11 protein-coding genes are annotated in these 13,928 nt (G+C 58.8%); 9 read left to right on the top strand and 2 right to left on the bottom strand.

Features of this window, described 5'->3' with window-relative positions; translation table 11 throughout:
* Positions 1–24: 24 nt before the first annotated feature.
* Together FRT59_RS02955 and map are read right to left on the bottom strand one after the other, a co-directional pair.
* Positions 25–2,727, bottom strand: a complete 2,703-nt coding sequence (locus FRT59_RS02955) for a [protein-PII] uridylyltransferase (protein ID WP_153870359.1) — start codon at positions 2,725–2,727, stop codon at positions 25–27.
* Positions 2,728–2,791: 64 nt separating this feature from the next.
* Complete coding sequence (map, locus tag FRT59_RS02960; protein WP_034118449.1) at positions 2,792–3,574, bottom strand: type I methionyl aminopeptidase; 783 nt, start codon at positions 3,572–3,574, stop codon at positions 2,792–2,794.
* Between the two features lie 387 nt (positions 3,575–3,961).
* On the opposite strand from map, the gene rpsB reads away from it, so the two are divergent.
* From rpsB to bamA, 9 genes are all read left to right on the top strand, one after another.
* Positions 3,962–4,699: a 30S ribosomal protein S2 gene (gene rpsB / locus FRT59_RS02965; RefSeq protein ID WP_003189158.1), complete on the top strand. Its 738-nt coding sequence runs from the start codon at positions 3,962–3,964 to the stop codon at positions 4,697–4,699.
* A 191-nt stretch (positions 4,700–4,890) separates the two neighbouring features.
* Positions 4,891–5,754 (top strand): translation elongation factor Ts, encoded by an 864-nt coding sequence (gene tsf / locus FRT59_RS02970; protein WP_153870360.1) that lies wholly within the window; start codon positions 4,891–4,893, stop codon positions 5,752–5,754.
* A gap of 210 nt (positions 5,755–5,964) precedes the next feature.
* Positions 5,965–6,708, top strand: coding sequence for a UMP kinase (gene pyrH / locus FRT59_RS02975; protein ID WP_003172271.1), 744 nt, complete (start codon positions 5,965–5,967; stop codon positions 6,706–6,708).
* Positions 6,705–7,262, top strand: a complete 558-nt coding sequence (gene frr / locus FRT59_RS02980) for a ribosome recycling factor (RefSeq protein WP_003189163.1) — start codon at positions 6,705–6,707, stop codon at positions 7,260–7,262. The genes pyrH and frr overlap by 4 nt, the downstream gene beginning before the upstream one ends.
* A gap of 17 nt (positions 7,263–7,279) precedes the next feature.
* The gene (uppS, locus tag FRT59_RS02985) at positions 7,280–8,035 is read left to right on the top strand and encodes a polyprenyl diphosphate synthase (protein ID WP_034118451.1); all 756 of its coding nucleotides are present in this window, start codon (positions 7,280–7,282) and stop codon (positions 8,033–8,035) included.
* Positions 8,036–8,842 carry a phosphatidate cytidylyltransferase gene (locus FRT59_RS02990; protein WP_034118452.1) on the top strand — a complete coding sequence of 269 codons (807 nt, stop codon included), beginning with the start codon at positions 8,036–8,038 and terminating at the stop codon, positions 8,840–8,842.
* Positions 8,839–10,029 carry a 1-deoxy-D-xylulose-5-phosphate reductoisomerase gene (gene ispC / locus FRT59_RS02995; RefSeq protein ID WP_034118453.1) on the top strand — a complete coding sequence of 397 codons (1,191 nt, stop codon included), beginning with the start codon at positions 8,839–8,841 and terminating at the stop codon, positions 10,027–10,029. Before FRT59_RS02990 ends, ispC begins: the two co-directional genes overlap by 4 nt.
* 53 nt (positions 10,030–10,082) lie before the next feature.
* The gene (rseP, locus tag FRT59_RS03000; protein ID WP_034118454.1) at positions 10,083–11,435 is read left to right on the top strand and encodes a sigma E protease regulator RseP; all 1,353 of its coding nucleotides are present in this window, start codon (positions 10,083–10,085) and stop codon (positions 11,433–11,435) included.
* A gap of 74 nt (positions 11,436–11,509) precedes the next feature.
* Entirely contained in the window at positions 11,510–13,897 is a 2,388-nt protein-coding gene (gene bamA / locus FRT59_RS03005) for an outer membrane protein assembly factor BamA (RefSeq protein ID WP_153870361.1), read from the top strand.
* Positions 13,898–13,928 lie beyond the last annotated feature (31 nt).

Below are 13,928 nucleotides of genomic sequence, written 5' to 3' on the forward strand. Positions count from 1 at the left end.
CCACTCCACAGTGAAATCAGGTGTTCATATAGTCAGGCGCGTGAGCTCGACGCCGGGCTCCTGGGTCACGCTCAATTGCTGGACGATGGCGTCCTGCAAGCGTCGGCACAGCTCCGGGTCGGACAATGGTTGGTTGTCGGCATCGGTAATAAAGAACACGTCTTCCACCCGCTCGCCGAGGGTCGCAATCTTGGCGTTCTGCAATGACAGATCGAACTCCAGGAATATCCCGCCGATGCGTGCCAGCAGCCCTGGGCGATCCGGCGCGCTGAGCTCCAGCACCGTCACCGGGCGCTGGGCGTCGTTGGAAATGGTCACCTGAGGCGCAAAGGCAAAATGCTTGAGCTGGCGCGGCACCCGGCGCTGGATGATGGTTGGATAGTCGTCCGGGTTGCGCAGGGCTTCGGTCAGGCCTTCGCGGATCTTTTTCACTCGCACGGGGTTGTCGCCAATCGAGTCGCCGTCAGTGTCGAGCACGATGTAGGTGTCGAGGGTGAACTGGCTGCTGGAGGTAATGACCCGGGCGTCGTGGATGTTCAGGTTGAGCTGGTCCATGGCCGCCACGGTCACGGCGAAGAAGTCGTGCTGGTCCGGCGCATAGATGAAGATCTGCGTGCCGCCTTCGAATTCGCGCTGGGTGGTTTCCTTGATCAGCACCAGTGGGCCGCCATCGGCTGGTTGCTGCAGGATCGCGTCGCTGTGCCAGGCCACGTCGCCGGCGGTGTGGCGCAGGAAATAATCGTCACCCAGTTGCGACCAGAGTTGTTCGACGTCGTCCGGGTCGTTGCCGCCGCGCACCAGAATATCCAGGGCCGCGCTTTGGGTGCGGCGGATCTGCTCTTCGCGGTCCACCGGGTTCTCCAGGCCACGACGCAGGGCGCGCTTGGTCTCGGTGTACAACTGGCGCAACAGGCTGGCACGCCAGGAGTTCCACAACGTGGGGTTGGTGGCGTTGATGTCGGAGACGGTCAGCACGTACAGGTAGTCGAGACGGGTTTCATCACCGACGATTCCAGCAAAGTCGTGAATCACCTGCGGGTCAGACAAGTCCTTGCGCTGGGCGGTGGTCGACATCACCAGGTGGTTCTGCACCAGCCAGACAATCAGGCTGCTATCCCACTGGGGCAGCTGATGGCGCTGGCAGAAGGCTTCAGCGTCCACTGCGCCGATTTCCGAGTGATCACCATGCCGGCCCTTGCCGATATCGTGATACAGGCCTGCCAGGTAGATCAGCTCAGGCTTGGGCAACCTGGCCATCAATTTGCTGGCCAGCGGGAATTTCTCTGACACCTGGGTGTACTGCAATTTACGCAGGTGCTTGATCAGGTTCAGGGTGTGGGCATCGACGGTGTAGATGTGGAACAGGTCGTGTTGCATTTGCCCGACGATGAAGCCGAACTCCGGCAGGTAGCGCCCGAGAATGCCGTAGCGGTTCATGCGCCGCAGGTTGCGATGGATGCCGATGCGGCACTTGAACAGTTCGATAAACAGGCTGGTATTGCGGATATCGTTGCGAAAGGCGTCATCGATCAGATGACGGTTTTCCCGCAGCAGGCGGATGGTGTCGGCGCGCACGCCTTTGATTTCCGGCTGCTGGGCCATTAATACGAAGATTTCCAGCATGGCGAACGGGGTGCGGCGGAACACGTTGTCGTTGCGTGCCTCGATATAGCCGTCGTGCAGTTGGAACCGCGCATTGATCGGCTGCGGCGGCGCTTCGTCTTCGGGGGCCAGGATCACCTCCTCGAAGTGCTGAATGATCAGGTCGCTGAGCTGGGCAATGCTCATGACCACCCGGTAATACTGCTGCATGAAGCTTTCGATGCTGGTCTTCGCATCTTCACCCTCGAAACCCAGCAGGGTGGCGATGGAGCGCTGGTGATCGAACAGCAGGCGGTCTTCGGAGCGCCCGGCGAGCATGTGCAGGGCGTAGCGTACCTTCCACAGGAACTCCTGGGACGAGGCCAGCAGGGCGTTTTCGCTCTCTACGAGGAAGCCTTCACCGGCCAGGGCGCGCAGGTTCAACGTGCCGTATTGGCGGCGCGCCACCCACAAAATCGTCTGGATATCCCGCAACCCGCCAGGGGAGCCTTTGACGTTGGGTTCCAGGTTGTATTCGGTGTCGTTGTACTTGTGGTGTCGCGCCTTCTGTTCGGCGCGCTTGGCCAGGAAAAAATCCTTGCTCGGCCACATGTGTGCGGTGCTGGTGACCTCAAGCATGCGCTGGCGCAGGCGCTCGGGGCCGGCGATGGTACGGCTTTCCATCAGGTTGGTGATGACCGTCAGGTCGGCGCGGGCCTCTTCGGCGCATTCGTCTACCGAGCGCACGCTTTGGCCGACTTCCAGGCCGATGTCCCACAGCAGCGTTAGAAAGCGCTCGATGGAATCGCGAAAGATCTCATGGTCGGCGCCGCCCAGCAGTATCAGCAGGTCGATGTCGGAGTAGGGGTGCAGTTCGCCGCGACCGTAGCCGCCGACGGCCACCAGGGCGATATCGGCGTCTGCACTCCAGCTGAACTGTTCCCAGGCCTTTTGCAGGATGTTATCGACGAACCAGGCACGGTCCTCGATCAGGCGACGGATGTCCCGGCCACTGCGAAACCGCGCGTCGAGCACCTCGCGGGCTTGGCGGATGGCCTTCTTGAAAGCGGCGATGGGGCTCGCTTTCAGTGCCAGCTCGGCCTGGAACTGGCCACGGTCGAAGAGTTCGGGATCCACCTGGGGCATCGATCGGCTTTCCTTTTTATCTAATAGTCAGACACAACACAATTTGGGAAAACCAGCACAGCTTTTACGCAGAGACGCGCGGGATCGTGTCGTCGGCGCGCAGGGTGAAGATCTCGTAGCCGGTCTCGGTGACCAGCAGGGTGTGTTCCCACTGGGCCGAAAGCTTGCGGTCCTTGGTGATGGCGGTCCAGCCGTCGCCCAGTACCTTGGTGTCGGCCTTGCCCTGGTTGATCATCGGCTCGATGGTGAAGGTCATGCCGGCCTTGAGTTCCATGCCGGTACCGGCCTTGCCGTAGTGCAGGATCTGCGGTTCTTCGTGGAACACCTTGCCGATACCGTGGCCGCAGAACTCGCGCACCACCGAGAAGCCGTTCTTTTCAGCGTGCTTCTGGATCACCTCACCGATGTCGCCCAGGCGGCAGCCGGGCTTGACGATCTCGATGGCCTTGTACATGCATTCCTGGGTGACCTGGGAGAGGCGCTCGGCCCAGACTGGCACGTTGCCCACGTGGAACATGCGGCTGGTGTCGCCGTGATAACCATCCTTGATCACAGTGACGTCGATATTCAGGGTGTCGCCGTCTTTCAGTGGCTTGTCACCCGGAATCCCGTGGCAGACCACGTGGTTGATCGACGTGCAGATCGACTTGGGGAAGCCTTTGTAGTTCAGGGGGGCAGGGATGGCTTTTTGCACGTCGACGATATAGTCGTGGCAGATACGGTCCAGTGCTTCGGTGGTGACACCTGGCTTGACGTGTTCGGCAATCATTTCCAGCACGTCGGCAGCCAGTTTGCCGGCAACGCGCATGCCTGCGATGTCTTCGGCGGTTTTCAAGGTAACGGTCATACAGGCTCTCTCTAGCGCGACGCGCTGAAATCAATACGGTTCACGGGGGCGCGACAAAGGGTTACAAAATTCGCGCAAGTCCCAAAAAACGCGATTCTAACAGACGATGGCGTCAAATCATGAGCGTCTGGTAATCGCTTCTCTCTATAAGGTAGAGGCATGTTGGCTCTATTCAAGTGCTCAGGCAAAGGCGGCGGGCGGCAAATGTGATTGCGGGTTTCGTTTTTGTCGATGCTGTGGTATAAAATGCGCCGCTTTCCGGGGATACCCCGCAAAGCTTAAATCCACACACGTGTCGACACGATGACCTGGGTGCCGGAGGCCTTGATGCCGCTGGTTGGTCATTGGGATACGTGGAGGCCAAACCCGACTTATTAAGGAACTATCATGTCCCAAGTCAACATGCGCGATATGCTGAAGGCCGGTGTGCACTTCGGTCACCAGACCCGTTACTGGAACCCGAAAATGGGTAAGTACATTTTCGGCGCGCGTAACAAGATTCACATTATCAACCTTGAAAAAACCCTGCCAATGTTCAACGAAGCTCTGACTTTCGTAGAGCGCCTGGCCCAGGGCAAAAACAAGATCCTGTTCGTCGGCACCAAGCGTTCCGCTGGCAAGATCGTTGCTGAAGAAGCAGCACGTTGCGGTTCGCCGTACGTCGATCACCGCTGGTTGGGCGGCATGCTGACCAACTTCAAAACCATCCGTGCTTCCATCAAGCGTCTGCGTGACCTTGAAGTGCAAGCCGAAGACGGTACTTTCGCCAAGCTGACCAAGAAAGAAGCGCTGATGCGCTCCCGTGACCTGGAAAAGCTCGATCGTTCCCTGGGTGGTATCAAGGACATGGGCGGTCTGCCTGACGCACTGTTCGTAATCGACGTTGATCACGAGCGCATCGCGATCACCGAAGCCAACAAGCTGGGCATCCCGGTTATCGGCGTAGTCGATACCAACAGCAGCCCGGAAGGCGTTGACTACATCATCCCAGGCAACGATGACGCAATCCGCGCTATCCAGCTGTACATGGGTTCGATGGCTGACGCTGTAATCCGTGGCCGCAACCACGTTGCTGGTGGTACCGAGCAGTTCGTTGAAGAAGCTCCGGTAGCTGCCGCTGAGTAACTGACGCCCTGGCGTTGACTCAGTAAGCAAAAAGGGGGCTTGGCCCCCTTTTTGCCACCTCGAAAACCATTTGTCGGCAGCGCAGCTACATCATTTGTAACGTGCAGCGGCCTACAACGGATATTCGGGAAGAATTGATCGCCCGTTTGATCGGGTGGAATGGTTGAAAACCTATCCAAGAGGATTTTGAAATGGCAGAGATTACTGCAGCGTTGGTTAAAGAACTGCGTGAGCGTACCGGCGAAGGCATGATGGATTGCAAAAAGGCCTTGACCAAGGCCGGCGGCGACATCGAAAAAGCCATTGATGACATGCGTGCTTCCGGCGCCATCAAGGCTGCCAAGAAAGCAGGCAACGTCGCTGCTGAAGGCGCTATCGCTCTGGTTGAAGACGGTAAAGCCGCCGTTCTGCTGGAAGTGAACTCGCAGACCGACTTCCTTGCCCTGCAAGACGACTTCAAGGCATTCGTTGCTGCCAGCGTCAAGAAAGCATTCGACGAGAAGCTGACCACCGTTGAGCCTCTGATCGAAGCTCAAGAAGCGGATCGCCTGGTACTGGTCGGCAAGGTTGGCGAAAACGTCAACATCCGTCGCCTGACTCGCGTTGAAGGTGATGTTGTTGGTGGCTACCTGCACGGCAACAAGATCGGTGTAGCGGTTGTTCTGAAGGGCGGCGACGTAGAGCTGGCCAAAGACATCGCTATGCACGTTGCTGCAAGCAACCCTGAGTTCCTGCTGCCTTCGGAAGTTTCCGAAGAAGCAATCGAACGCGAAAAAGCTGTGTTCCTGAGCCTGAACGCCGACAAGATCGCCGGCAAGCCAGAAAACATCGTTGAAAACATGATCAAAGGCCGTATCAGCAAGTTCCTGGCTGAAGCGAGCCTGGTTGAACAGGCGTTCGTCAAGAACCCTGAAGTCAAGGTTGGCGAGCTGGCCAAGAAAGCCGGTGCTGAAATCGTTTCCTTCACCTACTACAAAGTAGGCGACGGCATCGAGAAGCCGGTCGACAACTTCGCTGAAGAAGTTGCTGCCCAGCTGGCTGCCGCCAAGCAATAAGACAGTTCCAAACTGTCGCCGAAAGAGGCTGCCCGCTCACGCGCGCAGCCTCTTTTCAAATGGGAAGGCCAATTTTATTTGGTTTCCTCTCGGAACTGGCTTACAAAGCCGTGTTCCGATGGCGCTGTGATAGCGTCCAGCTAGAGTGAACGCAAGCCGTAAACGGCTCGCCAAGAATTTTTAAAAAATACGCCGCAGGAGAGATTCGCAATGGCTCAGCAGGGCAGTGGTTATCAGGCTCGCTATAAACGCATTCTACTCAAGCTCAGCGGCGAGGCCCTGATGGGCTCGGAAGAGTTCGGGATCGACCCCAAGGTGCTTGACCGCATGGCGCTTGAAGTCGGCCAATTGGTCGGTATCGGTGTGCAGGTCGGCTTGGTGATCGGTGGCGGTAACCTGTTCCGCGGTGCAGCACTGAGTGCGGCCGGCATGGATCGAGTCACCGGCGACCACATGGGCATGCTGGCCACTGTGATGAACGCCTTGGCCATGCGCGATGCGCTGGAGCGTGCCAACATCTCGGCCATCGTGATGTCGGCTATTTCCATGGTGGGCGTGACCGATCACTATGATCGCCGCAAAGCCATGCGCCACTTGAACGCCAAGGAAGTGGTGATCTTTGCCGCCGGCACTGGTAACCCGTTCTTCACCACCGACTCGGCCGCGTGCCTGCGTGCTATCGAAATCGATGCCGACGTGGTGCTGAAGGCGACCAAGGTGGATGGCGTATACACTGCAGACCCATTCAAAGACCCGCATGCCGAGAAGTTCGATCATCTGACCTACGATGAAGTGCTGGATCGCAAGCTGGGTGTGATGGACCTGACGGCTATCTGCCTGTGCCGCGACCACAAGATGCCGCTGCGCGTATTTAACATGAACAAGCCCGGCGCCCTGCTGAATATCGTACACGGCGGCGCGGAAGGGACTCTGATCGAGGAAGGCCAACAATGATCAATGAAATCAAGAAAGACGCCCAGGCGCGTATGCAAAAATCCCTGGAATCCCTGAGCCACGCATTTGGCCAGATCCGTACCGGCAAGGCGCACCCGAGCATCCTGGGCAGCGTGATGGTGCCTTACTACGGTTCCGACACCCCGCTGAGCGGCGTGGCCAACGTGACTGTTAAGGACTCGCGCACCCTGCAGGTCGTGGCCTTCGAGCGCAATATGCTCGCGGCGGTCGACAAGGCGATTCAGAGCGCTGGTCTGAACCTCAACCCGACCAACCTGGGTGAGTTGTTGCTGATCTCCATGCCTGCTCTCACCGAAGAAACCCGTAAGGGCTTCACCAAGCAGGCGCGCAGTGCCGCTGAAGATGCGCGCGTTGCCGTGCGTAACATCCGTCGTGACGCGCTGGGTGACTTGAAGAAGCTGGTCAAGGACAAGGAAATCAGTGAAGACGAAGAGCGTCGTGCCGTCGCTGATATCGACAAGCTGACCAAGGACGCCGAAGCGCAGATCACCAAGGCGACCGAAGAAAAAGAAAAGGACCTGATGGCCGTATAAGGGGTCAGGACGCCTTCATGGAAAAGACCAAGCAGACTGTGCCCTCCGTGGTGCCGCGCCATGTCGCGATCATCATGGATGGGAATAATCGCTGGGCGAAAAAACGCTTTATGCCGGGTGTCGCCGGGCATAAAGCGGGTGTTGACGCGGTAAGGGCGGTGATTGAGGTGTGCGCTGAAGCCAAGGTCGAAGTCTTGACCTTGTTCGCGTTCTCCAGCGAGAACTGGCAGCGACCCGCCGATGAAGTCAGTGCCTTGATGGACCTGTTCTTCAAGGCGCTGCGTCGTGAGGCCAAGCGCCTCAATGACAACAACATCAGTCTGCGCATCATTGGTGATCGCTCGCGGTTCCACCCGGAACTGCAAGCGGCCATGCGCGAAGCCGAGGCCATTACCGCAGGCAGTAACCGTTTTGTGTTGCAGATCGCAGCCAACTACGGTGGCCAGTGGGACATTGCCCAAGCCGCGCAGCGCCTTGCCCGCGAAGTGCAAGCCGGTCATCTGCGACCGGACGACATCACGCCCGAACTGTTGCAAACCTGCCTGGTGACCGGCGACCTGCCGTTGCCGGACTTGTGCATTCGTACCGGTGGCGAGCATCGCATCAGCAATTTCCTGCTGTGGCAGATGGCGTACACCGAGTTGTACTTCTCCGACCTGTTCTGGCCGGACTTCAAACACGATGCCATGCGCAATGCGCTGGCCGATTTCGCTTCCCGTCAGCGTCGCTTCGGTAAAACGAGCGAGCAGATCGAAGCTGGAGCCCGGGTTTAAATGCTTAAACAACGAATCATCACGGCACTGATCCTGCTGCCGATTGCCTTGTGCGGTTTCTTCCTGCTCGAAGGTTCCGGCTTTGCGCTGTTCATCGGCCTGGTCGTGACCCTGGGTGCCTGGGAATGGGCGCGCCTGGCGGGTCTGAGCAGCCAATTACCGCGCGTGGCGTATGCCGCAGTGGTCGCGCTGTTGTTGTTCCTGATGTACATCCTGCCGGATATCGCACCCTGGGTCCTGGGCGCGGCGGTGCTGTGGTGGGCGTTGGCGACATTCCTGGTGTTGACCTATCCGCGCACCAGCGGCCAATGGTCAAGCGTGGCCTGCAAGCTGGTGATCGGCTTGCTGGTCCTGCTGCCGGCCTGGCAAGGGTTGGTGGAGATCAAGCGTTACCCCATCGGCAACGAATTGATCCTGGCGGTGATGGTGCTGGTGTGGGGCGCAGATATTGGGGCCTACTTCTCGGGCCGTGCCTTTGGCAAGCGCAAGCTGGCGCCGGCAGTCAGCCCAGGCAAGAGCTGGGAAGGCGTATACGGCGGCTTGGCATTGACGCTGCTGATCACATTGGGGGTCGGTGTGGTACGTGACTGGTCGGTAAAAGAGATCTTCCTGGCCTTGCTGGGTACAGCTATTGTCGTGTTCATCTCGGTGGTGGGTGACCTTACCGAGAGCATGTTCAAGCGCCAGGCGGGGATCAAGGACAGCAGTAACCTGCTGCCAGGGCATGGTGGTGTGCTGGATCGTATCGACAGCCTTACTGCTGCGCTGCCGATCTTTGCCGTGCTGCTGTGGATGACTGCTTCGTGAGCCGCCTGCAGCAGGTCACCGTGTTGGGTGCGACCGGCTCGGTCGGGTTGAGTACCCTGGATGTCATCGCCCGTCACCCGGATCGTTATCAAGTTTTCGCCCTGACCGGCTTCACGCGTTTGCGCGAGTTGCTCGCCTTGTGCGTGCGCCACGCACCGCGCTTTGCCGTAGTGCCGGAGGCCGCGGTGGCCCGTGGGCTGCAGGACGATCTGCGGGCTGCCGGGCTGGCCACTCAGGTGTTGGTGGGGGAGGCGGGGTTGTGCCAGGTCTCGTCCGATCCGGACGTGGATACCGTGGTGGCGGCGATTGTCGGTGCAGCGGGCTTGCGTCCGACCCTGGCAGCAGTCGATGCCGGCAAGAAAATCCTGCTGGCCAATAAAGAAGCCCTGGTCATGTCCGGTGCACTCTTTATGCAAGCGGTGCGCAGGAGCGGTGCGGTGCTGCTGCCTCTCGACAGTGAGCACAACGCAATCTTCCAGTGCATGCCCGGTGATTTTGCCCGCGGCTTGAGCCAGGTCGGCGTGCGCCGGATTCTGCTGACGGCGTCTGGTGGTCCCTTCCGGCAGACTCCATTGGCTGAGTTGGAACACGTGTCTCCCGATCAGGCGTGCGCCCACCCGAACTGGTCCATGGGGCGAAAAATCTCCGTGGATTCGGCGAGCATGATGAACAAGGGCCTGGAGCTGATCGAGGCATGCTGGTTGTTCGATGCACGGCCTGACCAGGTTGAGGTGGTGATCCACCCGCAAAGCGTGATCCACTCTCTGGTCGATTATGTGGACGGTTCGGTGTTGGCGCAGTTGGGTAACCCGGACATGCGCACGCCGATTGCGAACGCCTTGGCCTGGCCGGAGCGGATTGATTCCGGCGTGGCGCCATTGGACCTGTTTGCAATTGCGCGACTGGACTTCGAAGCCCCGGACGAGCAGCGCTTTCCATGCCTGCGCCTGGCGCGGCAAGCGACCGAAGCAGGTAACAGTGCACCGGCGATGCTCAATGCGGCCAATGAAGTGGCCGTGGCAGCGTTTCTCGAACGGCGCATCCGCTTTCCGCAGATCGCGAGTATCATCGAGGACGTTCTGAATCTTGAGCCCGTTGTGGCGGTGAATGACCTGGGTGCGGTGTTCGAGGCTGATACCAAGGCCCGGGCCCTGGCCGAGCAATGGCTGGGCCGCAACACGCGTTAGGCTGTGGGCAGCTTCGAGCCTTCAGGCATTGGATTGAAATGCGGAGAAATTAGATGAGTGCGCTCTACATGATTGTCGGCACCCTGGTTGCTCTGGGTGTGCTGGTTACCTTCCACGAATTCGGCCACTTCTGGGTGGCGCGTCGTTGCGGCGTCAAGGTATTGCGCTTTTCCGTCGGTTTCGGCATGCCATTGCTGCGCTGGCATGACCGTCGTGGCACCGAGTTTGTGATCGCCGCCATCCCGTTGGGTGGCTACGTCAAGATGCTTGATGAGCGCGAAGGCGAAGTGCCTGCCGACCAATTGGACCAGTCTTTCAATCGCAAGACCGTTCGTCAGCGTATCGCCATCGTGGCGGCGGGCCCGATCGCCAACTTCCTGCTGGCGATAGTGTTCTTCTGGGTCCTGGCCATGATGGGCAGCCAGCAGGTGCGTCCGGTCATTGGTGCGGTCGAGACGGACAGCATCGCGGCCAAGGCTGGCTTGAGCGCGGGCCAGGAAATTGTTTCCATTGATGGCGAGCCAACCACGGGGTGGGGTGCTGTCAACTTGCAGTTGGTGCGTCGCCTGGGTGAAAGCGGCACTGTCAACGTGGTGGTGCGTGACCAGGATTCCAGTGCCGAAACCCCGCGTGCATTGGCCCTGGACCATTGGCTCAAAGGCGCCGATGAGCCTGACCCGATCAAATCCCTGGGTATTCGTCCTTGGCGGCCGGCCTTGCCGCCGGTGCTGGCCGAGCTGGATCCGAAAGGCCCGGCCCAGGCCGCTGGCCTGAAAACCGGTGATCGCCTGCTGGCCCTCGATGGCCAGGCGCTGGGTGACTGGCAGCAAGTGGTCGACCTGGTACGTGTACGTCCTGATACCAAGATTGTGCTGAAAGTTGAGCGCGAGGGTGCTCAAATTGACGTCCCTGTGACCTTGTCGGTTCGAGGGGAAGCCAAGGCGGCTGGGGGTTACCTGGGTGCCGGGGTCAAAGGTGTCGAGTGGCCGCCATCGATGGTGCGAGAGGTCAGTTTCGGGCCTTTGGCAGCAATTGGCGAGGGTGCGAAACGCACTTGGACCATGAGCGTGCTGACCCTCGAATCCCTCAAGAAAATGTTGTTCGGTGAGCTCTCGGTAAAAAACTTGAGTGGACCGATAACCATTGCTAAAGTGGCGGGCGCTTCTGCCCAGTCGGGTGTCGCGGATTTCCTGAATTTCCTGGCTTATCTGAGTATTAGCCTTGGGGTTCTGAATTTGCTGCCCATTCCAGTATTGGATGGGGGGCATCTGCTGTTTTATCTGGTCGAGTGGGTGCGTGGTCGCCCCTTGTCGGATCGGGTGCAGGGTTGGGGGATACAGATCGGTATCAGTTTGGTGGTCGGAGTGATGTTGTTAGCTCTGGTCAACGATCTGGGACGACTGTAACGCTTCGCTGAATTGCGAATCTGCCGCATTTTGCGGCAGTTTGTTTATTGCCAGTTGGAATAAGAAAGGACTTCATGAAACGTCTGCTGCTAACTGCGGTTCTCACCGTATTGATGATCGCCGAAGTTCACGCCGAGTCCTTCACCATCTCCGATATTCGCGTCAACGGCCTCCAGCGGGTTTCCGCGGGTAGCGTCTTTGGTGCCTTGCCGTTGAACGTCGGGGAACAGGCGGATGATCGTCGCCTGGTGGAATCCACTCGTGCGCTGTTCAAAACCGGGTTCTTTCAAGATATCCAGCTGGGTCGCGAAGGCAACGTCCTGGTCATCACGGTCGTCGAGCGACCTTCCGTCGCCAGTATCGCGATCGAAGGTAACAAGGCTATCTCCACTGAAGACCTCATGAAGGGCCTGAAGCAGTCCGGCCTGGCCGAGGGCGAGATCTTCCAGCGCGCCACCCTTGAAGGTGTGCGTAACGAGCTGCAACGCCAGTACGTTGCCCAGGGCCGCTACTCCGCGACCGTGGAAACCGAAGTGATCCCGCAGCCTCGTAACCGTGTTGGCCTGAAGGTCAATATCAACGAAGGCACCGTGGCGGCCATCCAGCACATCAACGTGGTGGGCAACACCAAGTTCGCTGATGACGACCTGGTCGACCTGTTCGAGCTCAAGACCACCAACTGGCTATCGTTCTTCAAGAACGATGACAAGTACGCCCGTGAAAAGCTCTCCGGTGACCTGGAACGCCTGCGCTCCTACTACCTGGACCGTGGCTATATCAACATGGATATCGCTTCGACCCAGGTGTCCATCACCCCGGACAAGAAGCACGTCTACATTACAGTCAACGTCAACGAAGGCGAGAAGTACAAGGTTCGTGACGTCAAGCTCAGCGGCGACCTGAAAGTTCCAGAAGACCAGGTCAAGTCCCTGCTGCTGGTGCAGAAAGACCAGGTGTTCTCGCGCAAGCTGATGACCACGACTTCCGAACTGATCACCCGCCGCCTGGGTAACGAAGGCTATACCTTCGCCAACGTCAACGGTGTACCGACCCCGAATGATGAAGACCACACCGTGGACATCACCTTCGTTGTCGATCCGGGCAAACGCGCCTACGTAAACCGCATCAACTTCCGTGGCAACACCAAGTCTGCGGACGAAGTGCTGCGTCGTGAAATGCGGCAGATGGAAGGTGGCTGGGCTTCGACCTACCTGATCGACCAGTCCAAGACCCGTCTTGAACGCCTGGGCTTCTTCAAGGAAGTCAACGTCGAAACCCCTGCCGTACCGGGTGTGGATGACCAGGTTGACGTGAACTACGCCGTTGAAGAGCAAGCCTCGGGTTCGATCACCGCCAGCGTCGGTTTCGCACAGAGTGCCGGCCTGATCCTCGGTGGCTCGATCACCCAGAACAACTTCCTCGGTACCGGTAACAAGGTTTCCATCGGCCTGACCCGAAGCGAATACCAGAGCCGCTATAACTTCGGTTATGTCGACCCCTACTGGACTGCTGACGGTGTAAGCCTGGGCTACAACGCCTTCTACCGCACCACCGACTACAAAGACCTCGACGTTGACGTTGCAAGCTATGCAATCGACAGCCTGGGTGTGGGCGCCAACATCGGTTACCCGATCAGCGAGACCTCGCGCCTGACCTTCGGTATCACTGCGCAACAGGATGAGATCAAGACCGGTGTGTACACCGTGGACGAGATCTTCGACTTCACCCGTCGTGAAGGTGACAAGTTCCTGAACTTCAAGGCCTCTGCCGGCTGGTCCGAGTCGACCCTGAACAAAGGTGTATTGGCAACCCGTGGCCATTCCCAGAGCCTGACTGCGGAGGTCACCACGCCGGGCAGCGACCTGTCGTTCTTCAAGCTCGACTACCGCGGCCAGTTGTTCCAGCCGTTGAGCGATAACTACACCATGCGCCTGCACACAGAGCTGGGTTATGGCGACGGTTATGGTTCGACCAATGGCTTGCCGTTCTACGAGAACTACTATGCGGGTGGTTTCAACTCGGTACGTGGCTTCAAGGACAGCACGTTGGGTCCTCGTGGTACCCCAAGCCGTGGTTTTGAGCAAACCGGTAACGTCGGTACTCGCCCGGATGATGACAACGACCCGCTGCCATTCGGTGGTAACGTGCTGATCCAGGGTGGTGCCGAGATCCTGTTCCCGCTGCCATTCGTCAAGGATCAGCGTTCCCTGCGGACTTCGGTCTTCTGGGACGTGGGTAACGTGTTCGACTCCAAGTGCGAGCAGATCAAGAACCCGAGTGGCTTGAAGTCCAACACCCAGTGTAACGACGTGAGCCTCAGCAACCTGGCCAGCTCCGTGGGTGTAGGTGTGACCTGGGTGACTGCACTGGGCCCGTTGAGCTTCGCGCTGGCCATGCCGATCAAGAAACCGGATAACGCTGAAACCCAGATTTTCCAATTCTCCCTCGGCCAGACGTTCTAAGCGTCTGACCTAAGATAACGACAACGGATTC

It is taken from the genome of Pseudomonas haemolytica, from assembly GCF_009659625.1.
Classification (GTDB): Bacteria; Pseudomonadota; Gammaproteobacteria; order Pseudomonadales; family Pseudomonadaceae; genus Aquipseudomonas; species Aquipseudomonas haemolytica.

Coding starts and splice junctions, on each gene's coding strand:
- FRT59_RS02955 (WP_153870359.1), bottom strand. CDS start 2,727: ATGCCCCAGGTGGATCCCGAACTCTTCGACCGTGGCCAGTTCCAGGCC.
- map (WP_034118449.1), bottom strand. CDS start 3,574: ATGACCGTTACCTTGAAAACCGCCGAAGACATCGCAGGCATGCGCGTT.
- rpsB (WP_003189158.1), top strand. CDS start 3,962: ATGTCCCAAGTCAACATGCGCGATATGCTGAAGGCCGGTGTGCACTTC.
- tsf (WP_153870360.1), top strand. CDS start 4,891: ATGGCAGAGATTACTGCAGCGTTGGTTAAAGAACTGCGTGAGCGTACC.
- pyrH (WP_003172271.1), top strand. CDS start 5,965: ATGGCTCAGCAGGGCAGTGGTTATCAGGCTCGCTATAAACGCATTCTA.
- frr (WP_003189163.1), top strand. CDS start 6,705: ATGATCAATGAAATCAAGAAAGACGCCCAGGCGCGTATGCAAAAATCC.
- uppS (WP_034118451.1), top strand. CDS start 7,280: ATGGAAAAGACCAAGCAGACTGTGCCCTCCGTGGTGCCGCGCCATGTC.
- FRT59_RS02990 (WP_034118452.1), top strand. CDS start 8,036: ATGCTTAAACAACGAATCATCACGGCACTGATCCTGCTGCCGATTGCC.
- rseP (WP_034118454.1), top strand. CDS start 10,083: ATGAGTGCGCTCTACATGATTGTCGGCACCCTGGTTGCTCTGGGTGTG.
- bamA (WP_153870361.1), top strand. CDS start 11,510: ATGAAACGTCTGCTGCTAACTGCGGTTCTCACCGTATTGATGATCGCC.